The sequence below is a fragment of the Petrotoga sp. SL27 genome (assembly GCF_002924605.1).
In the GTDB taxonomy this organism is placed as follows: domain Bacteria; phylum Thermotogota; class Thermotogae; order Petrotogales; family Petrotogaceae; genus Petrotoga; species Petrotoga sibirica.
In genome coordinates this window covers 1-22,774 of sequence record NZ_JAIP01000022.1, presented here as the reverse complement: position 1 = coordinate 22,774, position 22,774 = coordinate 1, and the positions used below count along the sequence as shown (strand labels likewise).

Here is a 22,774-nt window from a genome sequence, read left to right as displayed (position 1 = left end):
ACGCTTATGTATGAAACAGCTTCTTAGCTTGTTTCTTTAGAAAGTTTAAAACCTTTTCAATACTTCCCAAATGAACGGTTACTCCTTGGTGGGCGTGAGCCTGTCTTCAACCGTACTTCTTTCATGAGTATTTTTCCCAAAAATTCTTCAATTCTAATTACTTTTCAATTTTTTGAAGAATTACTTCGATTTTCAAAGAGCATTTTGGATAATTATCCAATATTTTAGTTCTTTTTCTTCTTGCTTTAACTTACTTTACCTTTCGTTAATCGTTGTTTCTACCTATTTCTGAAGTGGGTAAAATTGTACCATTTTTGCCGCCTATCATTTCTTCCTGTAGTATTTTTTTAGAAATGAAAAAGTAACTTTTTTATTTGTCTTAAGTAAATTTTAGATTAAATTAAATTGGACGTTTTTAATCTTATTTTTCTAAAACCCACAAAAGAAAGAATTAAAAGGACTTTTAATGAAATTTTTTTCAAATCTTGCAAAAACGGAGATTTTAGTGTATAATCGCTAATAATTTACTCTAAATCTAAATAGTTACCAATAATTAGGAAAAATGAATTTTTTTTCATTTGTTGGCAATTATGAAAATATTTTCGTAATATTTTTTGAATTCAAGGAGTTAGATGACTTGAAAGAATATCGGACTTTCAAAAAATGTAGTTATTTAGGGCCAAAAGGGACTTATAGTGAAATTGCCGTGGGGAAATATTTTAGTAAAAATGTTTCTTTGATTCCATTACAATCTATTTCGGATGTTTTTGAAATGGTTCAAAACAAAGAAGTAGATTTTGGAGTTGTACCTATTGAAAATTCTGTAGAAGGTTCTGTGAATATTACAATGGATCTTTTATTCGAGAAATCAGATATTCAGGTAGTGGGAGAGTGTGTTGTACCAATTAAGCATTTTCTTCTATCTTATGAAAGTTTAGAGTTAACACAAATTAAAAAGCTCTTTTCTCATCAACAAGCTATTGGACAATGTAGTAAGTTTATAAAAAATAGATTGAATAATCCTGAAATTATATTTACCGCAAGTACCGCAAATGCATGTGAAATAATAAAAGACGTGCCAGGGAGTGCGGCTATAGGTTCGGAAAATATTGTTAATATCTATAATTTAAAGGTTTTAGCTAGAGATATTCAAGACTCAAAAAGTAATTCAACTCGTTTTTTTGTGATTGCACATTCAGATAACTTTACTAAGTTTGAAGATCCAGAACAAAATTACAAAACCTCGATAATATGTTCTCCAAAGCACAATGAACCTGGGGTTCTGTACAATATGTTAAAAACCTTCAAAGAAAAGAACATAAATCTAACAAGAATCGAGTCTCGACCAACCAAAAAGCAATTAGGTGAATACTCTTTTTATATAGATTTTGAAGGTTATAAAGAAGATAAAGATGTAAAAACAGCATTAGTTAAATTAGAAAAAATGAGTTCTTTCTTTAAAATTCTTGGAAGTTATCCAAAGTGGAAAGAGCGGGAATGAATTCTACCGGGGATTGTTTTAATATTTTTAAACATTATGAAAAGGGAGGATTATATGAGCGATAATAAACAAAGAAGCGACGAAATTAAAAAAGGAGTATCAAAAGCTCCACATCGTTCTTTACTTTATGCCTTAGGGTTGACAAAAGAAGAGATCGATAAACCTATAATAGGTATAGCTAACTCTGCGAACGATATAATACCAGGACACAAACATTTGAATGAAATATGTGAGAGTGTAAAAAATGGCGTATACGCAGCTGGAGGTTTGCCTTTAGCTTTTTCAACAATAGGAATCTGTGATGGTATCGCTATGGGACACAGCGGTATGAATTATTCATTACCGAGTAGAGAGCTGATTGCCGATTCTATAGAATCTGTAGCTAGAGCCTACAAATTCGATGGATTGGTTCTTATTCCCAACTGCGATAAGATCGTTCCAGGAATGCTAATGGCCGCTTTGAGATTAAATATTCCCGCGATAGTTGTAAGTGGTGGTCCAATGCTTGCGGGAAATTACAGAGGAAGAAAAATCGATTTACACGATATGTTTGAAGCTGTTGGTGCGAGAGTCGCCAATAAGATTTCTCATGAAGAGTTAAGTGAAATGGAAATGACTGCCTGTCCTGGGTACGGGTCTTGTGCGGGGATGTTTACTGCCAATTCAATGAATTGCCTAACAGAGGTTTTAGGACTTGCGCTGCCGGGAAATGGGACGATTCCGGCAGTTTTTTCTAGTAGGAGGGCTTTGGCAACAAAAAGTGGAGAAAAAATAATGGAGTTAGTAGCTAAAGATATTAAACCTTTGGATATATTCACCGAAAAAACTGTAGAAAACGCCTTTACTCTAGACATGGCTCTAGGTTGTTCTACCAACACGGCTTTACATTTACCGGCAATCGTTCACGAAGCAGGAATCGACTTTGACATAGATATTATTAACAAAATTAGTTCAAAAACTCCACACCTATGTAGTTTAACACCTGCAGGAATTCATCACATTGAAGATTTACACTACGCTGGAGGTGTTCCTGCTGTACTTAAGGAATTGTCCAAAAAGAATTTGCTCCATCTAGATTGTTTGACCGTAACAGGGAAAACCTTAGGTGAAAACCTTAAAACCGTTAGTTATGTCAATCATGAAGTGATAAGGCCGATAGATAATCCGTATCATAAAGACGGAGGATTAGCTGTTTTGAAAGGTAACATAGCTCCCAATGGGGCAATTGTTAAACAAATAGCTGTATCGGTTGAGATGTTGGTACATGAAGGACCTGCAAAGGTCTTCAACAAAGAAGAAGAAGCTATCAAAGCTATTTATGGGGGAAAAATTAAAGAAGGAGATGTAGTAGTTATCCTATACGAAGGTCCAAAGGGAGGACCAGGTATGAGAGAGATGTTAGCACCTACTTCTGCATTAGCTGGTATGGGATTGGATAAGAAGGTTGCCCTGATCACCGATGGTAGATTCTCAGGAGCAACACGCGGTTCTGCAATAGGTCATGTATCCCCCGAAGCTGCAGCAGGAGGGCCAATAGGGGTTGTAAGGGATGGGGATATAGTATCGATAAACATACCAGAAAAGACTCTAAATTTAAAAATCTCAGAAGAAGAATTACAAGCAAGATTAAATACTTTTAAACCGCTACTTCCAAAAACAAATGGGTATTTAGATAGGTACAGCAGGTTTGTACAATCAGCGGATAAAGGGGCGTTTTTAGAATAAAAAAATTAGAGAGGTGATTTTATGCCTATTCATTCCGGGGCAAGAATATTCGTTGAATCTCTTTTGAGAGAGAAGGTTGAAGTTGTATTCGGATATCCAGGAGGGAAGGTTATTCCACTTTATGATGAACTCTACGATGCACCAATAAAACATATATTAGTTCGTCATGAACAAGGCGCTGCACATGCTGCAGACGGTTATGCAAGGAGTACGGGAAAAGTTGGAGTGTGTATAGCCACTTCTGGGCCTGGAGCTACTAACCTAGTTACCGGACTAGCAACTGCATACATGGATTCCGTACCGGTTGTAGCTTTTACAGGTCAAGCTCCGACGAGCCTAATAGGTACAGACTCATTCCAAGAAATAGACATAAGAGGAATCACTTTGCCTGTTACTAAGCACAATTATTTGGTAACTAATGTAAAGGATTTAGCCAAGACTATAAAAGAAGCTTTTTACATAGCCAGAACTGGTAGACCAGGTCCAGTATTGGTAGATTTACCAGTGGATGTTCTTAAATCTCACGCTGATTTCATGTATCCTCAAAGCGTTAATCTCCCAGGATATCAGCCTACATACGAAGGTAACTACGTGCAAATTAAATTGGCTGCCGAGGCAATTAATACATCAGAAAGGCCGGTTATCTTTGCTGGTGGAGGAGTTATAAATTCTAATGCCTCAGAACAACTGACAAATATGGCAATAAAGGGAAGGATACCAGTAGTTACATCTCTTATGGGTCTTGGGACTTTTCCAGAAGATCATGAGCTTTCTCTAAAGATGCTAGGAATGCACGGCACAATTTATGCCAACTACGCTATATCTGAAGCAGATTTGATAATAGGAATTGGAGTACGCTTTGATGACAGGGTAACAGGGAAGTTGGAAACGTTTGCTCCATATGCAAAGATCATTCATATAGATATCGATCCAGCTGAAGTAAATAAAAACGTCAAAGTTGATATTCCCATTGTTGGTAACGCAAAAAACGTATTAGATAAATTAATTCCGTTGATAAAGACGATCGAAAGAAAAGAATGGCTAGAAAAAATAAAAGAATGGAAAAGACGATTTCCGCTTAACTACGAATACGATGATAACAGTATTAAGCCACAATACTTGATTGAAAAATTGGATGAATTGTGTGATGAAAATACTGTAATAGTAACAGAAGTTGGTCAAAATCAAATGTGGGCAGCCCAATACTTTCATTTTTCGAAACCTAGGTCATTCATAACCTCAGGAGGCCTTGGAACTATGGGATATGGTTTACCAGCCAGTATGGGTGTTCAAGTAGGTAATCCCGATAAAACGGTTATCAACATATCTGGTGACGGAAGTTTTCAAATGAATCTCCAGGAGTTGGCTACAATAAGTTCTAACAGGCTCCCCGTGAAAATAATCATTTTAAACAACGGAACCTTAGGGATGGTAAGACAGTGGCAAGAGTTATTTTTTGATGAAAGATATTCCTCCACTATACTTGAAAATCCAGATTTCGTTAAATTGGCTCAGGCTTATGGAATAAAATCGTTAAGAATCGATCAATCAAACGATGTAGAGATGGCTTTGAAAGAGGTTTTGAATTACAACGGCCCAGTTTTACTGGACGTCATCATTCCTCAAGATGAGAACGTATTCCCAATGGTTCCAGAAGGAGCATCGATTAATGAGATGTTGGAACTAAAAAAGAAAAAGAGAGAAAAGGAAAAACAGGGGGAGGTTGCATGAGACACATCTTATCAGTAACAGTGAATAATCAACCTGCAGTTTTGGCAAGAATATCTGGTCTATTCAGTAGGAGAAATTTTAACATACTGAGTTTAAATGTAGGGGAGACAGAATTACCGGAGTATTCGCGGATGACGATAGTTGTCCAAGGAAACACCGATACATTAGAACAAGTGAAAAAACAGCTTTACAAACTGATAGATGTTATAAAGATCACTGAATTGAATCAAAGCAATATGATAGAGAGGGATATGGCGATAATTAAGGTAAATTGTGGAAAAAATCAAAGAAGCCAAGTTATTCAGGCGGTCGACGTTTTTAGGGGTAAGGTTGTCGATTTTTCCCTTGACACAATAACAGTTGAAATTACGGGGGATGAAAATAAAATAAATGCCTTTATCGAAATAATGAAGGATTTTGGCATTAAAGAAGTCGTGAGAACAGGGATTGTAGCTTTAGATAGAGAAATGAACAACAACGTTTTGACAAATTCATAAAAATTAAGGAGTGATAGTGTATGGTGGAAACATTCTATGAAAAGGATGCAGACTTAGGTTTATTGAAGGGAAAAACTATTGCGGTTTTGGGTTATGGAAGTCAGGGTCATGCTCAGGCACAAAATCTTAAAGATAGCGGATTAAAAGTAATTATAGGTTTGAAGAAAGATAGTAAAAGCAAAGAAACTGCCCAAAACGATGGTTTTGAAGTATACGAAACATCTGAAGCAGTTAAAAAAGGAGATATTATTCAAGTATTGATCCCTGATGAAGTTCAGAGTGAGGTGTACAAAAAAGACATAGAACCCAACTTAGGCGAGGGTAATGCACTTGGGTTTTCTCATGGTTTTAATATCCATTTTGGACAAATTGTGCCTCCAAAAAACATTGATGTATTCATGGTTGCTCCTAAAAGTCCTGGCCATTTAGTCAGAAGAATGTATTTAGAAGGCAAAGGGGTTCCAGGATTATTAGCTGTTCACCAAAATTTTTCAGGAAAAGCAAAAGAGTTGGGTTTATCTTACGCCAAAGGAATAGGTTGTACACGAGCAGGTGTCATCAAAACAACTTTCAAAGAGGAAACAGAAACGGATCTATTTGGAGAACAAGCGGTCTTATGTGGTGGAACTACATCACTCATCAAGGCAGGTTTTGAAACACTCGTTGAAGCTGGGTATCAACCAGAAATAGCCTATTTTGAATGTTTGAACGAACTTAAATTAATCGTTGATCTTTTGTATGAAGGCGGATTAAAAAAGATGAGATACTCCATAAGTGACACCGCACAATACGGGGATCTTACCGTTGGGCCAAAAATTATAGATAATAAGGTTAAAGAAACCATGAAAGAGGTACTTGCAAACATACAGAATGGGAATTTTGCAAAGGGCTGGATCTTAGAAAACAAAGCTAATAGACCTGTTTTCAACGCTTTAACTGAAAAAGACAATAATTCTCTTTTAGAACAAGTGGGAGAGAAGTTGAGAGCTATGATGCCTTGGATCGAAAGTTAGAAAATCTAATGAAGTAGGAGTGTGAACAAATTTGAGAAAAATAAAAATCTTTGATACTACATTGAGAGACGGTGAACAATCTCCAGGTGTAAGTTTGACAATGGACGAGAAGCTGGCAATAGCTGAACACCTTTCTTTGTTAAAAGTTGATGTAATAGAGGCTGGTTTTCCTATTTCTTCGAGTAGTGATTTTGAAAGTGTAAAAAACATCGCTCAAAAAATTAGAGATGTTGAGATTGCAGCTTTAGCAAGGGCGAATTACAAAGATATCGATTGTGCTTGGGAAGCACTAAAAGAGGCAGAGCAACCAAGGATACATGTGTTCATTGCTACCTCTCCTATTCACATGAAATACAAGTTAAAAATGAGTGAAGAACAAGTTATGGAAAGAGCCCTCGAGGCAGTAAAATATGCAGCAAAATATACCAATAATGTGGAATTTTCCGCAGAAGATGCTTCGAGAAGTGAGTTAGAATTTTTGTACAAACTCTTTGAAAAAGTCATCGAAGCTGGTGCCTCGGTAATTAACGTGCCTGATACTGTGGGATATGTAATTCCACAAGAATTTGGAGAATTTATTAAAAAGATAAAAGAAAATACAAGAAACATTGACAAAATTGAATTAAGCGTACACTGCCACAACGATTTAGGAATGGCAACTGCTAATACTCTTGCTGCTCTGAAAGAAGGTGCTGATCAGGCTGAGGTAGCAGTTAACGGAATAGGAGAAAGGGCAGGCAACGCAGCCTTAGAAGAAGTTTTAATGGCGTTAGTTACTAGAAAAGATTATTTTGAAGATTTAGTCGTAACGCAGGATACAACTAAGATTTTGAAACTAAGCAACATGGTTTCACAATTCACTGGAATGGTTGTTCAACCTAATAAAGCAATAGTAGGTAAAAATGCCTTTGCACATGAATCCGGTATTCATCAAGATGGCGTTATCAAAGAAAGAACTACTTATGAAATAATGAAAGCAGAAAGTATAGGGCTAAATTCAAACAAACTAATTTTAGGAAAACATTCAGGAAGACATGCTTTAAAAGAGTTTTTGACATCATCTGGCTACACTGTGGATGAAGAAACCTTTGAAAAACTATTCCTCAAATTTAAAGATCTAGCCAGTAAAAAAAAGAATTTGAATTCACTTGATGTTGAAGCATTGATCAACGATGAATTATATAAAACTGAGGATTATTTCAAACTCAAATATTTATCCGTAACTACTGGAAACACTACACTACCAACGGCAACTATCAAGATAACAAGAGGTGAAGAGTTGATAGAAAAAGCTGCTTGTAGTGGAGATGGGCCAATAGATGCAATATTTAAGGCAATAAACGAAATAGTTGGAGAAGAAAATATCACTTTGATTTCGTATAAGATAGAAGGCGTTACAGAGGGGACCGATGCCTTAGGAGAAACAACTGTTAAACTCCAAATTGAAGACGAAGTGTATGTTGGCCATTCTGTTGAAACAGATATTACCCAAGCAAGTACTTTGGCTTATCTAAATGCATTAAATAAATATATGGCTAAAAAACTTCAAACTACAAAAAAATGACAAAGTGAGGATAAAAAGAAATGACTATTGTAGAGAAGATTCTTGCGTCTCATTCAAATAAAAGTAAGGTAAAACCCGGGGAAATTGTTAATGCAAGAGTAGATCTGGTACTTGGGAACGATGTAACAACTCCTGTTGCCATAAATGAATTTAGAAAAATAGGGTTATCTCAAGTATTTGATAATGAAAGGGTTGCAATAGTTCCAGATCACTTTACTCCAAACAAAGACATAAAATCTGCACAAAATGCTTTGCTTATAAGAAATTTCGCAAAAGAGATGAATATTCTTAATTATTTTGAGATAGGTAAGATGGGGATTGAACACTGCTTAATACCAGAAAAGGGACTAGCCTTGCCTGGTGAGATCGTTATAGGAGCAGATTCCCATACATGTACCTATGGAGCACTTAACTGTTTAGGTACAGGTGTTGGAAGCACCGACATGGCTGCAGCGATGGCTACTGGTTACTTATGGTTCCGAGTTCCAGAAAGTATAAAGATTGTATACAAAGGCAAGCTAAACCCATGGGTCACTGGAAAGGATTTAATACTCTACACGATTGGGGATATTGGAGTAGATGGAGCACTGTATAATTCTATTGAATTTACTGGAGATACGATCAAAGATCTTTCTATTGATTCGAGAATGGCTATGGCAAATATGGCTATTGAAGCAGGGGCAAAATGTGGTTTATTTGAATACGATGAAAAAACCAAGAATTACTTGATAGAAAGGGCAGTAAGAGAGTATACACCAGTAAATAGCGATCCCAATGCCACTTATAAAGAGGTTATCGAATACGATGTTTCAAATATAGACCCACAAGTTGCATTTCCACACTTGCCTGAAAACACCAAACCGGTTCATGAAGCAAAGGGGATAAAAATTGATCAATCTGTAATAGGTTCTTGCACCAACGGAAGAATAGAAGACTTAAGAATTGCTGCTCAAGTACTTAAGGGACAAAAAATCAGCCCAAATGTAAGGTGCATTATTTTTCCTGGCACCCAAGATATATACATGCAGGCACTAAAAGAAGGCTTAATCGAAATATTCATTGAAGCTGGAGCTGCTGTAAGTACACCAACATGCGGACCTTGCCTTGGTGGCCATATGGGAGTTTTGGCAAAAGGCGAGAAGGCGATATCTACAACTAACAGAAATTTTGTTGGAAGGATGGGGCATCCAGAAAGTGAAGTTTATTTATCCAATCCTGCGGTAGCTGCAGCTTCTGCCATTAGTGGATACATTACTCATCCTGAGGAGGTTATAAGGTGAAATTCAGAGGGAGAGTTTTCAAATACGGTGACAACGTTGATACAGATGTTATTATACCAGCTAGATATTTAAACAATCCAGAACCAGAAATATTGGCACAACATTGCATGGAAGATATAGATAAAGAGTTCGTAAAAAAAGTAAAAAAAGGAGATATTATAGTCGCTGGGAGGAACTTTGGTTCAGGAAGTTCTCGCGAACACGCTCCATTATCGATTAAGACGGCTGGTGTTTCTTGTGTCATAGCAGAAAGTTTTGCAAGGATTTTTTATCGTAACGCTATAAATATTGGCTTACCTATACTTATTTCCAAAGAGGCTTCCCATAACATTGAAGATGGTTCGGAAATTGAAATAGACTTGGACAATGGTATCATCAAGGATCTAAAAAACAATAAAGAATATTATTCAGAAAAATACCCAAAATTTCTTCAAGAAATAATATCTTCCGGTGGTTTGATAGAGAAGATCAAGAAGGAGGTCACTCAATAAATGCCGTCTATAGCCGTTCTACCTGGAGATGGAATTGGTAAGGAAGTAATCAATGAAGGGCTTAAAGTATTAAATTTTATGGGGGAAAAGTATAGTTTGAACCTCAAATTTGAAGAGTTCGATATTGGAGCCGAACGATTTCTAAAATATGGAGAATTGATTCCAGATTCCATATTGAAAAGATTAGAAACATTCGACGCTATATATTTAGGGGCTGTGGGGGATCCACGTGTACCAGCGGGGATCTTAGAGCATGGGATACTATTAAAATTACGATTTCATTTTGATCAATACGTCAATTTAAGACCTATAAAACTACTAAACGACAGGTTTTCTCCTTTGAAGAAGAAGGGTGTTAATGAGATCAATTTTACAGTAATAAGAGAAAACACAGAAGGACTTTATGCAGGTATTGGTGGAATTTTAAAAAAAGATACTCAAGACGAAGTAGCAATACAAGAGATGATTTCTACTAGAAAAGGTGTAGAACGAATCATCCGTTATGCTTTTGAGTATGCAAAAAATATCAATGGTAAACTAACTCTTTGTGATAAAAGTAATGTACTAACTTATTCTCACGGACTATGGTTGAGAGTATTTGAAGAGTTAAAGAAAGAATATCCCGAAGTTCAGACTGATCATTACTATGTAGATGCTATAACGATGAAAATGGTACGAAATCCAGAAATTTTCGATGTAATAGTAACCTGCAATATGTTTGGAGATATCATTACAGATCTGGGTGCAGAACTCCAGGGAGGAATGGGATTAGCTGCCTCAGGAAATATAAATCCGAATACCGTTTCCATGTTTGAACCTGTTCATGGTTCAGCCCCAGATATTGCTGGTAAAGGTATTGCAAATCCCCTTGCTGCGATTTTAGCCGCCGCGATGATGTTGGAATATCTAGGAAGAAAAGACTTATCAGATAAAATTGAAGGTGCGATTAAGATATCTATCGATGAAAACTTACTTTCTAAAGACATGGGGGGGAATTTAAGCACCGGTGAAGTAGGAGACGAAATTGTCAAAATCTTAAAAAGAGGGTGAACCAAATTGGAAGAACCTAAATTATTTGATACCACTTTAAGAGATGGAACCCAGGGTGAGAATGTTTCTCTAACTGTGGAAGATAAATTAAAAATAGCTAAAAAACTAGATGAGTACGGAATAGACTACATCGAAGGTGGTTGGCCAGGGTCTAATCCTAAAGATGAAGAATTCTTTAAAAAAGTTCAAAATATATCATTTAAAAATAGTGAAATAGTTGCCTTTAGTTCTACAAAAAGGTATGGAACAAAGGCAGAAGATGATCCAAATATATTAAAATTGGTTTCTTCTGGGGCAAAAATAGTTACTATATTTGCAAAAAGTTGGGATTTCCATGTTTCTCAAGCATTGGGCATTTCTCTTGATGATAACCTAAAACTTATAGAAGATACGATAACTTTCTTAAAACGAGAAGGGTTAGAGGTATTTTTCGATGCCGAACACTTTTTTGATGGTTTTAACCATAATCAAAAATATGCCATTAAAACCTTAGAAGTTGCACAAAACTCTGGTGCTTCAATTGCTGTTTTGTGTGACACAAACGGAGGGCAAACACCTTCAAAGGTCAAAGAAGCAATAGAAACGGTAAAAGAAAAAATAAAAATACCTTTAGGCATTCATGCTCACAATGATTCCGGTTTTGCTGTAGCCAATTCTCTTACAGCTATTGAAGAGGGAATTGAACAAATACAAGGAACGGTGGGAGGTCTGGGGGAAAGATGCGGTAATGCAGATCTTTGTATTATAATACCTAACTTGAAGTTTAAATACGGGTTTAAATTACCAAAAATAAATGTAGAAAAAACAACCTCACTTTATAATTACGTAACTGAAATTGCTAATTTAACTCCTGACAACAGGAAACCTTATGTAGGAAGAAGCGCCTTCACACATAAAGGGGGTGTCCATGTTAGCGCCATTCTTAAAAATCCTCACACTTATGAACACATATCTCCAGAATGGGTGGGAAACACTAGAAGAATATTAGTTTCAGAGTTATCAGGAAAAAGTAATTTAAAATCAAAACTAGAAGAATTAGGCTTTGATATTACTCAATTTTCTGAAGAACAGTTCAAAAAGTTAACATCAAAGATAAAGGAATATGAGCATGATGGATATCAATTTGAAGGTGCTGACGCTTCTTTAAAACTCTTAGTATTAAGAGAATTTTTTGACTATGCCCCAAATTTTCAAGTGGAGAATTTCAACATTCTTCATTACAATTTTATCGAAGGCACAGGAACAGAAGCGATTGTCAAATTAAAAATAAATGGTGAAACGGTCCATGCCGTTGCTGAAGGCGACGGCCCTGTTAATGCTTTAGATATGGCGTTAAGAAAAGCCTTGCAAAACTTTTTCCCTTCACTGAAGAACATGAAATTGATAGATTACAAAGTAAGGGTGTTAGACAGTACTTCTGGAACTGCCGCGAAGGTGCGGGTCTTAATAGAAACTTCAGACACCGATAAAACTTGGACTACTGTGGGTGTTTCAACTAACATAATTCAGGCGAGTTGGAAAGCTTTGTTAGACAGTGTAGAATATGGATTGTTTGTAGATAATTTTTCACCCGTTAAAGAACATTAAAAGGATAACAGGGCCAATTGTGATAAAAACTTCCCAGAAGGAGAGAAAAAATGGAAAATATATACTCTAATCGTATGAAAAACGTACCACGTTCTTTTATAAGAGAGATACTTAAGGTAATAGATGATCCGGAAATAATTTCATTCGCCGGCGGTTTACCGAACGCCGATTTATTTCCAATAGAAGAGATAAAAACTGCAGCTGTTTATCAGTTTGATAATCACGGTAAAGAGATACTACAGTACAGTACCACAGAAGGATACCCACCTTTAAGAGAATTTATTGCCAATAGATACAATGAAAAGAAAGGTTTAAACATAACAAAAGACGATGTTTTAATAACTCATGGATCTCAACAAGCCCTTGACTTACTTGGAAAATTATTTTTGAACGAAGATGATTTTATTGCAATTGAAGAACCTGGCTATTTAGGAGCTATACAGGCATTATCGGTATACACCAAGAATTTTAAACCAGTTAAACTATGTCCAGAAGGACTCGATTTAGTGGAATTAAAAGATGTTTTGGAAGAGTTTTCACCAAAATTACTGTACACCGTCCCAAATTTTCAAAATCCTTCGGGAATCACTTATACAAATAAAAATAGAGAAAAGATAGCTGAAATATTGAAAAATCACAATATTTACCTTATCGAAGATGACCCATATGGAGAGTTAAGATTTGAAGGAGAAGATAATGTTTCATTCAAAAAATTGATACCTGAACAAACGATACTTTTAGGATCATTTTCAAAAATTGTTGCCCCAGGATTTAGACTAGGCTGGGTGGTGGCTCCTGAAGATGTGTTGGAGAATCTTGTAACCGCTAAGCAAGGTGCTGATCTTCATTCTAATTACGTAGGGCAAAGAATACTATACCAGTTCTTGAAAGAGAACGACCTAGACAAACATATAATAAACATAAAAATGAGGTATGGCAGTCAAAAAAATTCCATGATAAAAAGTATCAAAAAATATTTCCCCAAAAACGTAGAGTATACAGATCCACAAGGTGGAATGTTTCTATGGATAACTTTACCAAACAACATTTCTGCTCTTCAGTTGTTTGACAAAGCTATTGAAAAAAAGGTTGCCTTCGTCCCCGGAGACCCTTTTTACATTGATAAAAAAAATGTAAATACCTTGAGATTAAATTATTCCTGTGCAAATGAAAAAAGCATCGAAGAGGGTATAAAAAGGTTAACCTCTGCAATACAGGAGTTAATTATTTAAATGGTCATCAAACTTTTTAGGCAAAAACGCATCTCTTAATCCAATAAGGAAAATAATTATACCAAATATAATGCCTAAATTTAAGTTTCTCAAAGATGCGATGATGTATCCCAGAGAAAAACCATTTAACAACCAAGATAAGATAATCAATATTTTTTTGTTAAAAGCCGTATAAAGAACAGCAAAAAAGGCGGACAGGTTAATTAACAAATAAAAATAAGATGGATCAAAATTATTTAGATAACCAAAAAAAGAAAATAAAATCCCTACTAATAAAATAAAGTTACCCAATTTGCTGTACATATTTTTTCTCCAGGAAATGTACATTATAATACCTAAGATTACTAGTGAAAAAATCCAATACAACATATCAACCAGAAAAAAACCAATTGTAGAGTTTATAAATACCGAAATTAATGTAAAAGCCATTTTTCCACTCCTTTATTAAATAAACTCGTTCTATTTTACTTAAACAAAGTAACCAAAAAATTACCCCTTCCTAAATAATTAAGGAAGGGGTATATTTTGTTATTTCTTATCAGGGATAGATTCCTCTTAACTTTGTAGCGTTTGCCACACGTTCAATGGCTCTCACATAAGCAGCTGTTCTCATATCAATTTCATACTTTTCCATCGTTTGAATAACATCACAAAATGCATTCTTCATCTTTTTATGAAGGGCCTTTCTGATATCTTCAAGTTCCCAAAAATTCCACTGAAGTCCTTGCACCCACTCAAAGTACGAAACCGTCACTCCACCAGCATTTGCCAAGAAATCCGGTACTATAAGGACATTTTTGGACAACAAGATGTCGTCTGCTTCTGGGGTTAATGGACCGTTGGCTCCTTCTACAATAAGTTTTGCTCTTATATCATCTGCATTATCTTCATTTACTGCATTCTCTAAAGCACAAGGGGCCAAAACATCTACATCTAGCTTCAACAATTCTTCGTTGGTTATCTCTTTATAACCTTCTTCGTTAACATCCAATAACAATGCTTTTCTACCTCTAGTTCTATCCATTAACTTACGAATCTCTTCTGCTGTGAAACCAGACTCTTTATAAAAACCACCGCTATAATCAGATATTGCGACTAGCTTAAATTTAGTTTCTTCTGTAAGGGTCAAAGCTAAGTAAGAACCCACGTTACCGAAACCTTGAATAGCAACGGTTATTTCTTCATCTTTTTTATTTAGCTTTCCTTTCTCTCTCAAATACTTTACAGCTTCCTCAGTACATATATTTACTCCTCTTCCCGTTGCTTCTGTTCTTCCTTCAGAACCTCCAATCTCTAAAGGCTTACCTGTGACTATACCTAAAGTAGTATGTCCGATATTCATCGAATACGTATCCATCCACCAAGACATTATTTGACCATCAGTGTTTACATCTGGGGCGGGGATATCTTTCTCTTCACCTATTATGATTTGAATTTCAGAGAAAAACCTTCTGGACAATTTCTCTAATTCTGAATCTGAAAGTTTAAGCGGATCCACTGTAACGCCGCCTTTAGCCCCACCATAGGGTATATCTACTACAGCAGACTTCCACGTCATCCAAAAAGCCAACGCTTTAACTTCATCTAATGTGACATCTGGATGGTACCTGATTCCACCTTTTGCTGGACCCCTAGAAACATTGTGTTGTACCCTATAACCAGTAAAAACCTTGATTGACCCATCATCCATACGCACCGGGAAATTAACTGTGAGTTCTCTCTTAGGTTTGATTAATACTTCTCTTAAATTTCTGTCTAATTCCATGATTCTAGCAGCTCTGTCGAATTGCTTAACCGCGTTATCGTACAAGCTTACCTTTTTTGTTTCTTCCATCTTTGAAATCCTCCTTTATGTTATTGCTTTCATATTTCTTAAAACTTTAAAATCTCACTTTCAATCCTACATAAATATTTTATCCCTTTTTTCTCAAAGTTTCAAATCCAAAGAAATCTACTCATAGACGATTAGAAGCAATTATAAGAATTTAGAGCCAATTATCTACATTTTTGTCAACTATGAAAAAAATTTCAAAGAAAAATTTTTCAAAGAGTCCTGCTAACAATTTATGGTATAATAAAATGAACAAATTATTTTGGGAGAGAATCAAATTGACAGAGGAAAAATTCGTAGAAGACCTTAAAAAAAATAATCCCGATTCGTTTAAAAAATTATACGAAGAGTATGCACCAAAAATTTACGGGGTTTTAATTAATTACGTTAACCATGATGAAATAGAAGATGCCCTTCAAGAAGTGTTTCTACGAATTATTAAAGGGATAAATGGATTTAAAGGCCGTTCCAAGTTATCTACTTGGATTTATAGAATAGCTGTCAATGTTGGTAAAAATTATACTCGCAAATATCAACGAAGCAAAGAAACTTCTGTGGATTTTGAAGATGAAACGGATCAAAATCATAATATCCAAGCAATTTCCAATACCAATGTAAAAAATGAAGTACTAGAAGAGCTTGATTACCAAATGATTTTAAACATAATGGAAAAACTTAACGAGGAGGAAAGACTACTGATTAAGTTAAGAGATATCGATGGTATGAGTTACAATGAAATTGCCGAGATAATGGAAATCCCTTTAGGGACTGTAAAAAGTAAGCTACATTATACGAGAAAAAAATTGAGACAATTGATAGAGGAGGCTAAGTTCGTATGAATGAAAAAGAAGAAGAATTGTTGAACGATTTTTTTGAGGGGAAAATCAAGGAAGCTGAGTTAAATGATAACTGTAAGAAAATAATCAATCTATACAAGAACATAATTAAGACATATTTTTCCTGCGAAAAATCTGTTATCAACAATGTTAAAAATAAACTTAATATAGGATAAGTCTTTATGAAAGGGTTGAAAAAATGATCAGAGTAAAAGTTCCAGCAACAACTGCCAATATAGGACCAGGATTTGACAGTTTAGGAATAGCTTTACGATTGTACAATATCATAGAAGTCGAAGAAACTAATGGTGGCCTTGAAATTCACGTTCCCGTAAAAGATCAAGAACATATAGAAACTAATGAACGTAATTTGGTTTATCTGGCAATGAAACGACTGTTTGACGCAGTAGATTTCCACCCAAAAGGTCTTCGCATAAATCTTATTAATAATATACCTATTGCAAGAGGTTTAGGAAGCAGTGCGGCGTGTATAGCTGGAGGTCTGGCAGCTGCCAATGCGCTTCTTAATAGTCCTTTAAAGAAAGAAGAGATAATATATTTAGCCGCTACGATGGATGGACATACCGATAATATTTTACCTGCCTTAGTTGGAGGATTAACGGTAGGGTGCTTGTTGGAAAAAGAAGTTAAATATGTAAAAATCGATTTACCAACTCAGTTGAAGTTATTAGCTATTATCCCTGATTTTCATTTTTCTACAAAAAAAGCCCGCTCACTTTTACCAAAAAGTGTTCCCCTTGAAGACGCAGTGTTTAATATAAGTAGAGTTGGCCTTCTAGTGGCTTCACTTGTAACGTCAAATTTTGAAAACTTATCAGAAGCTACAAAAGATAAGATTCATCAACCATATCGTAAAGACTTTATCCCTCACTGGGAAGAAATAACGTCTAAATTGATGAAAATAGGTACAAAGGGTTATTTCTTGAGTGGTTCTGGACCGACGATCTTGGCAATTTTGGATGGAGATTATAAATATATTGAAAATGAGATCGTCCAATTTCTTTCTCACTTTGACCAAAGCTACACGGTAACAGTTTTTGACATATGTCATCAAGGATTGGAGGTATTAAACGATGAGAGAAATAATGGATGTTATCGCTAAAGATGATAATTACGTATATTTGAGAACCACAAGGACACAAGAATGCGAAAGCTGTGCAATGAAAGGTGGCTGTACTCTATTAGGTGGATCAAACGAGTTGAAGTTAAAAGCTAAAAACACAGAAAAAGTCGATGTAAAAAAAGGAGATAAAGTAATTGTAGAAATGCCTGAAGTTCCAGTAGTGAAACTTTCTTTTTTAGCTTATGGGATTCCTTTAATCATTTTCTTGTCTATAATTTCCATTCTCTATACTTTGGGCTTTTCAGATATCTTCTCTTTCTTGGCAGGTGTCTTAGGAATGGGAATTACTTATTTTTTAATTCATCAGTACGATAGAAAAAAATTAAAAGACAGATATCTACCGGTCATACTACAAAAGTTGGAGAAAAAAATAGATCTAAAATTGCACGAAAAAGGAGAAATTTAAAGTATTTAAAAGCTTGGGTTTTTACCCAAGCTTTTAAATTTTAAACTCACCAGGATAATGGCAAGCCACATAATGACCTGGTTTAACTTCTTTAAGTGGTGGTTCTTCTTTGCTACAAATATCCTTAGCAATTGGGCATCGAGGATGAAACCTACAACCTGAAGGTGGATTTAGAGGACTGGGTACATCGCCTTGTAAAACCACTCTTTTCTTCTTAACTTCCGGATCTGGAATGGGAATAGCGGACATCAAGGAAACCGTATAAGGATGTAAAGGCTCTTCAAAGAGCTCTTTTTTCGTTGTTAATTCAGCTATCTTTCCTAGATACATAACCGCTATTCTGTCGCTTATGTGTTTCACAACGGCCAAATCGTGAGCTATAAAAACATACGTTAAGCCATAATCATTTTTCAAGTCAACCATTAAATTTATGATTTGAGATTGAATCGAAACATCTAATGCGGAAACAGCTTCATCAGAAATGATTAATTTTGGATCCAATGCCAAAGCACGAGCTATTCCTATTCTTTGTCTTTGCCCACCGGAAAATTGGTGTGGATATCTATATACATAATCTTTGGATAACCCTACTGTTTCCATTAAGTTGGCAACTCTATCTCTGATTTCAGAAGATGTACCCATTTTATTCACTTTCATACCTTCTCCTATGATGTCCAGTACTCTCATTCTTGGATTTAAAGAAGAATATGGATCTTGAAAAATGACTTGAGCATTTTTTCTGAAGGTTCTTCTTTTTTCGTTCAAATTAGACAACAAATCTTTTTTTATTTCTCTTACTCCATTTTGAAAATATAATTGTGCGTATTTTTTATCTATTTCATTATCCAAATTCTTAATAACTTCTTCTTCTGAGCCTAATTCTTTTTTCATTTTCTCGAATCTGTCTGCATAAATCTTTTTAACATACTGATTAATGGTGGTATTTTTCATAAACCAAGGTGTAGTGTCTTGATCTCCCATTATAATTCGTCCATATGTTGGTTCGTATAATCTTAGGATGGTCATTCCCGCTGTACTTTTACCACAACCTGATTCTCCAACAAGCCCCAAAGTTTCTCCTTCTTTTATTTCAAAGCTAATATCGTCTACAGCTAATACGTTAGCAACAATCCTTTTGAATACACCTGCTCTAACAGGAAAATATTTTTTTAAATTTTCAACCTTTAGTATTATTTTGTCACTATTTGGCACTATACTTCACCTTCTTTAACTTTGTTCATATTTTCCAATAATTTATCTATGTGCCAACAACGGGAAAAATGACATGGCTCTATTTCTTCCAAGTTTGGATCTTCATCTACGCATTTTTGGTCAGCAAAGAAACACCTGTTTGAAAATTTACAACCTTTTGGAAAGTTCAAGGGGTTTGGAACTATACCAGGAATTGAAAGCAACCTCTCCTCTTCTTTGTCTATTCTGGGAATAGAATTCATCAACCCCCATGTATATGGATGACGTGGCCTTTTAAAAATGGTTTTGATTTCACCACTTTCAACCACTTCTCCCCCATACATAACTAACGCCCTATCAGCCATCTCGGCAATTACTCCAAGATCATGTGTAATAAAGATTATTGCCATCTTAAACTCATTTTGTAAATCCTTCATGAGTTCCAGTATCTGTGCCTGAATGGTAACATCCAGCGCAGTAGTTGGCTCATCTGCTATAAGTATGGAAGGGTTGCAAGCTAAAGCCATAGCGATCATAGCTCTCTGCCTCATTCCACCAGATAATTCGTGAGGGTATTGGTCGATTCGCCTTTCTGGTTCAGGAATACCAACTTTTTTTAATAAATCGATCGCTCTTTTTTTACCTTCTTTTTCATTCATTTTAAGATGTAATTCAAGAGATTCCATGATTTGTTCGCCAATCGTGTAGACTGGGTTTAAAGCGGTCATAGGCTCTTGGAAAATCATCGAGATCTCTTTACCTCGTATTTTTCTGAGATGATTGTACGATAAAGACAAAACATCCATATCTTTGTACTGTATTTCTCCTTCAGCGATCCATCCGTTTTCGTCTAGCAGCCTTATAGTGCTTAGTGCGGTAACAGTTTTACCTGAACCAGATTCTCCAACAATTGCCAAGGTTTCCCCAGGGTAAAGCTCAAAACTGGCACCGTTTACAGCCTTTATTATCCCGTCCTCTGTCTTAAAGTGGACATGCAAATTATCAACACGAAGTATAGGTTCACTATTGTTATCTTTCAAAAAGCTTCCTCCTCTCACTTTATCGTCTCATTCTTGGATCGAAAACGTCTCTTAGGGCATCCCCCAATAAATTCCAACCCATGACAAAAAGAATCATAGCCACCCCGGGATACAATATTGTGAACCAGTACTGGCTTGGATTTGTACCCCCAATGATCCAGTCTCTGGAATATGATAATATTGATCCCCAATCAGCGTATCCTTGTGGTGCACCTAAACCCAAGAAACTCAAAGCTGCTGCAGTGATAACCATTGATCCAATCCTCATGGTAGCATTTATCAAAACGGGAAATATCGTATTAGGTAAGATATGTTTGACTATAATTGCCGCATCTCTTACCCCGAGAGCTTTGGCGGCCATAACATACTGTTCGTTTTTGGCTTGAAGTATGTTCCCTCTGATCAATCTTGCGGTGACCATCCAACCAAAAATTATCAAAGCAATCATCATATTTCTAACTCCAAGCCCTAAAATAGTTGTTAAAACCATAGCTGCAAGCATAAAAGGTATTGACATAAAAATATCCGTGATTCTCATCAGAACTTCTTCGAGCCATCCACCAAAATAGGCAGCAACTGAACCTATAAAAAGCCCGATGATAGTTGATATTAAAACTACTATCAAACCTATCTGAAAAGCGGTTCTACTTCCCCATACAACACCATAAAAGATATCCTTTTGATTTACTACCCCAAAAGGATGCTCAGGCGATGGTGGTATAGGTTCTAATGTTGAAACCACATTGGGAATCAAGAAGGGATCGAATTCAATTGAGTTCAGGAAATCTTTGTTTAATGTTTCATAAACTTTTAAGGATTCATTTTTGAAATCTTGCCCTTCGAATGATTGCAGGCTGCTGATCATTTCTGAAAATCTTAAAGACCTTTCATACCTTTTAACTACGTTTTTATATTCATTTCTCAACCTTCTAATTACACCGTTAGTATCTTCATCAAAATCTTCGTAGTATGACATATTTAGAACATACATATCAACTAATTCTTTAATTTCGGATTTTAACTCTTCTTTTTCGATTTCTCCATCTTCAAACTTTTCAACACTTTCCATCAAATTTGACATATCTTGATAATCCATTTCAGCAAAAAAATATGTGTCTTCCCAATAGTTTTGAAACTCTTGAATGATGGAATCTTTATCCATATTTGAATCAGCATTTATTAATTCACGAGCTCTTTCTAAGTTTCTTTCGCTTGGTAAATGAGGAGGTGCTATTACTGGTGCAAATATTGCAATAATTATGAAAAGTACTAATATAGAAAAACCAATGATGGCAGAAGGATTAGTAAAAAAACGTTTCAACGCCCTTTTTGTTTCTTCATTCACAATTTTCACCTCACCCTAACCTGATTCTTGGATCGATGAACGCGTAAGATACATCGATTATAAGATTTCCTACAATAAGAATAAAAGAAGTGAACAATAAAACACCCATTATAGAAGCATAATCAAGTGTTTGAGCAGCTGTTGCCGCGAAGGATCCTAAACCTGTTCTAACAAAAACCATCTCTACTATAACAACCCCTGCCAACAAACCAATAACCATTTGACCTGCGGTTGTTACAACAGGGATTAGAGCATTTCTTCTGGCATGTTTGTTTATAACTACTTGTTCTGACAACCCTTTTGATCTTGCAGTCCTTATGTAATCTTTTCTAAGAACTTCCAACATCGAAGATCGTGTTATCCTCAATAGATTAGCCCACCATAACCAAGATATAGCAATAATAGGACCTATAATATGTCTTAAAGCATCCCAAAATACATCGATTCTTCCATTGATTAATGCATCTATAGTCAAAAGACGAGTATAGTTATTAAAGGTGGCACTTTTTACAACTTCATCCGCCCACAAGCTTAAGTTACCTGGTGGAAACCATCCCAATCCAATATAAAATATCAATAAGACCATGATTGCCCAAACAAAATCTGGCAAAGACCAGCCAATTAAAGCGAATATTCTAATAGTTTGATCTATGAATGAATTATGGTGGACTGCTGCAGTAACCCCGAACCATATACCAACTCCTATTATAGGGAAAAGAGCATATAGTGCCAATTCTACAGTATAGGGAAATCTATGTAATAAAGCATCAATAACCGGTTCTTTCCCTACCACAGACCATCCCAGATCACCCTTGAGCAAATTCCCAATCCATTTGCCATATCTAACTGGCAAGGGATCAGTCAAACCATACTGCTCCATTAAAATGATTTTATCCTGATCGGATAATTTAGCATAAGTATTTGGATCAACATAAGTAGATAAAAGTTTCAAAGGTCCGAGTAATTGCTGCATAGAAAAGACTATCAAAGTAACACCCAACATAATCAAAGGGAGTAATAACAACCTTCTGATAATGTATGTTGTCAAAAGAAAACACCTCCGCTCTGTTAAATATACTTAATAAGTAATCACTTAAAAAGAGAGGGGATCCCCCCTCTCTTCTCATTCTACTACAAAAAATTTTCTTTTTACAATATCTTAGCAAAATTATTACTCAACTTTGGTGTAGTTATAATAATAATCACCAGGCCAAATTGGATTATTTATCCATCCTTTTAGCCAAGAGCGATGGACCCTCAACCCTTGAGGCTGATAAAGAGGTAAAACAAGTGCGTAATCAATGACAAAC

20 protein-coding genes and 2 pseudogenes are annotated in these 22,774 nt (G+C 35.6%); 15 read left to right on the top strand and 7 right to left on the bottom strand.

The features are described 5' to 3' along the window. Positions 1 to 637 precede the first annotated feature (637 nt). The 11 genes from pheA to AD60_RS07915 are packed head-to-tail and all read left to right on the top strand — an operon-like array spanning position 638 to position 13,671. A complete protein-coding gene (gene pheA / locus AD60_RS07965) occupies positions 638 to 1,501 on the top strand; it encodes a prephenate dehydratase (protein WP_166667823.1) in 864 nt (287 codons plus the stop codon). Between the two features lie 54 nt (positions 1,502 to 1,555). Further along, positions 1,556 to 3,226, top strand: a complete 1,671-nt coding sequence (ilvD, locus tag AD60_RS07960; RefSeq protein ID WP_103877231.1) for a dihydroxy-acid dehydratase — start codon at positions 1,556 to 1,558, stop codon at positions 3,224 to 3,226. Between the two features lie 21 nt (positions 3,227 to 3,247). Beyond that, entirely contained in the window at positions 3,248 to 4,957 is a 1,710-nt protein-coding gene (ilvB, locus tag AD60_RS07955) for a biosynthetic-type acetolactate synthase large subunit (protein WP_103877230.1), read from the top strand. Continuing rightward, the gene (ilvN, locus tag AD60_RS07950; protein WP_103877229.1) at positions 4,954 to 5,454 is read left to right on the top strand and encodes an acetolactate synthase small subunit; all 501 of its coding nucleotides are present in this window, start codon (positions 4,954 to 4,956) and stop codon (positions 5,452 to 5,454) included. Before ilvB ends, ilvN begins: the two co-directional genes overlap by 4 nt. Positions 5,455 to 5,474: 20 nt before the next feature. Further along, positions 5,475 to 6,467: a ketol-acid reductoisomerase gene (gene ilvC / locus AD60_RS07945; protein WP_103877228.1), complete on the top strand. Its 993-nt coding sequence runs from the start codon at positions 5,475 to 5,477 to the stop codon at positions 6,465 to 6,467. Between the two features lie 31 nt (positions 6,468 to 6,498). Beyond that, complete coding sequence (locus AD60_RS07940; protein ID WP_103877227.1) at positions 6,499 to 8,031, top strand: 2-isopropylmalate synthase; 1,533 nt, start codon at positions 6,499 to 6,501, stop codon at positions 8,029 to 8,031. A 20-nt stretch (positions 8,032 to 8,051) separates the two neighbouring features. Further along, positions 8,052 to 9,311 (top strand): 3-isopropylmalate dehydratase large subunit, encoded by a 1,260-nt coding sequence (gene leuC / locus AD60_RS07935; protein ID WP_103877226.1) that lies wholly within the window; start codon positions 8,052 to 8,054, stop codon positions 9,309 to 9,311. Next, positions 9,308 to 9,802, top strand: coding sequence for a 3-isopropylmalate dehydratase small subunit (leuD, locus tag AD60_RS07930; RefSeq protein ID WP_103877225.1), 495 nt, complete (start codon positions 9,308 to 9,310; stop codon positions 9,800 to 9,802). The genes leuC and leuD overlap by 4 nt, the downstream gene beginning before the upstream one ends. Then, on the top strand, positions 9,803 to 10,852 hold the full coding sequence (locus AD60_RS07925; RefSeq protein WP_103877224.1) for a 3-isopropylmalate dehydrogenase: 1,050 nt from the start codon (positions 9,803 to 9,805) through the stop codon (positions 10,850 to 10,852). 6 nt (positions 10,853 to 10,858) lie between these two features. Further along, a complete protein-coding gene (gene cimA / locus AD60_RS07920) occupies positions 10,859 to 12,439 on the top strand; it encodes a citramalate synthase (protein ID WP_103877223.1) in 1,581 nt (526 codons plus the stop codon). A gap of 50 nt (positions 12,440 to 12,489) precedes the next feature. Beyond that, a complete protein-coding gene (locus AD60_RS07915; protein WP_103877222.1) occupies positions 12,490 to 13,671 on the top strand; it encodes a PLP-dependent aminotransferase family protein in 1,182 nt (393 codons plus the stop codon). Here the strand turns inward: AD60_RS07915 and AD60_RS07910 are convergent. Beyond that, positions 13,660 to 14,100, bottom strand: a complete 441-nt coding sequence (locus AD60_RS07910) for a hypothetical protein (RefSeq protein ID WP_103877221.1) — start codon at positions 14,098 to 14,100, stop codon at positions 13,660 to 13,662. The two genes, AD60_RS07915 and AD60_RS07910, sit on opposite strands and share 12 nt — an antisense overlap. Positions 14,101 to 14,209: 109 nt before the next feature. Further along, positions 14,210 to 15,505: a Glu/Leu/Phe/Val dehydrogenase gene (locus tag AD60_RS07905; RefSeq protein WP_103877220.1), complete on the bottom strand. Its 1,296-nt coding sequence runs from the start codon at positions 15,503 to 15,505 to the stop codon at positions 14,210 to 14,212. Between the two features lie 275 nt (positions 15,506 to 15,780). On the opposite strand from AD60_RS07905, the gene AD60_RS07900 reads away from it, so the two are divergent. The 4 genes from AD60_RS07900 to AD60_RS07890 are packed head-to-tail and all read left to right on the top strand — an operon-like array spanning position 15,781 to position 17,888. Then, a complete protein-coding gene (locus tag AD60_RS07900; RefSeq protein ID WP_103877219.1) occupies positions 15,781 to 16,341 on the top strand; it encodes an RNA polymerase sigma factor in 561 nt (186 codons plus the stop codon). Next, the gene (locus tag AD60_RS10210) at positions 16,338 to 16,514 is read left to right on the top strand and encodes a hypothetical protein (protein WP_158248408.1); all 177 of its coding nucleotides are present in this window, start codon (positions 16,338 to 16,340) and stop codon (positions 16,512 to 16,514) included. The genes AD60_RS07900 and AD60_RS10210 overlap by 4 nt, the downstream gene beginning before the upstream one ends. Positions 16,515 to 16,537: 23 nt before the next feature. Further along, a complete protein-coding gene (gene thrB, locus AD60_RS07895; RefSeq protein ID WP_103877218.1) occupies positions 16,538 to 17,461 on the top strand; it encodes a homoserine kinase in 924 nt (307 codons plus the stop codon). Beyond that, a complete protein-coding gene (locus AD60_RS07890; RefSeq protein ID WP_103877217.1) occupies positions 17,433 to 17,888 on the top strand; it encodes a SoxR reducing system RseC family protein in 456 nt (151 codons plus the stop codon). Before thrB ends, AD60_RS07890 begins: the two co-directional genes overlap by 29 nt. A gap of 33 nt (positions 17,889 to 17,921) precedes the next feature. On the opposite strand, the gene AD60_RS07885 is transcribed toward AD60_RS07890, so the two are convergent. The 5 genes and pseudogenes from AD60_RS07885 to AD60_RS07870 form a co-directional block, all read right to left on the bottom strand. Then, positions 17,922 to 19,100 (bottom strand): ABC transporter ATP-binding protein, encoded by a 1,179-nt coding sequence (locus AD60_RS07885; RefSeq protein ID WP_103877216.1) that lies wholly within the window; start codon positions 19,098 to 19,100, stop codon positions 17,922 to 17,924. Then, positions 19,100 to 20,119, bottom strand: coding sequence for an ABC transporter ATP-binding protein (locus AD60_RS07880; protein WP_103877215.1), 1,020 nt, complete (start codon positions 20,117 to 20,119; stop codon positions 19,100 to 19,102). The genes AD60_RS07885 and AD60_RS07880 overlap by 1 nt, the downstream gene beginning before the upstream one ends. Positions 20,120 to 20,138: 19 nt before the next feature. Further along, positions 20,139 to 20,882, bottom strand: a pseudogene (locus tag AD60_RS10735) (ABC transporter permease); the annotation flags it as partial. Between the two features lie 447 nt (positions 20,883 to 21,329). Then, positions 21,330 to 21,464 (bottom strand): annotated as a pseudogene (locus tag AD60_RS10730) (ABC transporter permease); the annotation flags it as partial. Positions 21,465 to 21,474: 10 nt separating this feature from the next. Then, entirely contained in the window at positions 21,475 to 22,512 is a 1,038-nt protein-coding gene (locus AD60_RS07870) for an ABC transporter permease (RefSeq protein WP_103877213.1), read from the bottom strand. Positions 22,513 to 22,774 lie beyond the last annotated feature (262 nt).

Excerpts from the sequence above, each read along its gene's own strand:
- ilvC (WP_103877228.1), top strand. The coding sequence starts at position 5,475 with ATGGTGGAAACATTCTATGAAAAGGATGCAGACTTAGGTTTATTGAAG.
- AD60_RS07910 (WP_103877221.1), bottom strand. The coding sequence starts at position 14,100 with ATGGCTTTTACATTAATTTCGGTATTTATAAACTCTACAATTGGTTTT.
- AD60_RS07915 (WP_103877222.1), top strand. The coding sequence starts at position 12,490 with ATGGAAAATATATACTCTAATCGTATGAAAAACGTACCACGTTCTTTT.
- AD60_RS07890 (WP_103877217.1), top strand. The coding sequence starts at position 17,433 with ATGAGAGAAATAATGGATGTTATCGCTAAAGATGATAATTACGTATAT.
- thrB (WP_103877218.1), top strand. The coding sequence starts at position 16,538 with ATGATCAGAGTAAAAGTTCCAGCAACAACTGCCAATATAGGACCAGGA.
- ilvN (WP_103877229.1), top strand. The coding sequence starts at position 4,954 with ATGAGACACATCTTATCAGTAACAGTGAATAATCAACCTGCAGTTTTG.
- AD60_RS07925 (WP_103877224.1), top strand. The coding sequence starts at position 9,803 with ATGCCGTCTATAGCCGTTCTACCTGGAGATGGAATTGGTAAGGAAGTA.
- ilvD (WP_103877231.1), top strand. The coding sequence starts at position 1,556 with ATGAGCGATAATAAACAAAGAAGCGACGAAATTAAAAAAGGAGTATCA.
- AD60_RS10210 (WP_158248408.1), top strand. The coding sequence starts at position 16,338 with ATGAATGAAAAAGAAGAAGAATTGTTGAACGATTTTTTTGAGGGGAAA.
- AD60_RS07905 (WP_103877220.1), bottom strand. The coding sequence starts at position 15,505 with ATGGAAGAAACAAAAAAGGTAAGCTTGTACGATAACGCGGTTAAGCAA.
- ilvB (WP_103877230.1), top strand. The coding sequence starts at position 3,248 with ATGCCTATTCATTCCGGGGCAAGAATATTCGTTGAATCTCTTTTGAGA.
- leuC (WP_103877226.1), top strand. The coding sequence starts at position 8,052 with ATGACTATTGTAGAGAAGATTCTTGCGTCTCATTCAAATAAAAGTAAG.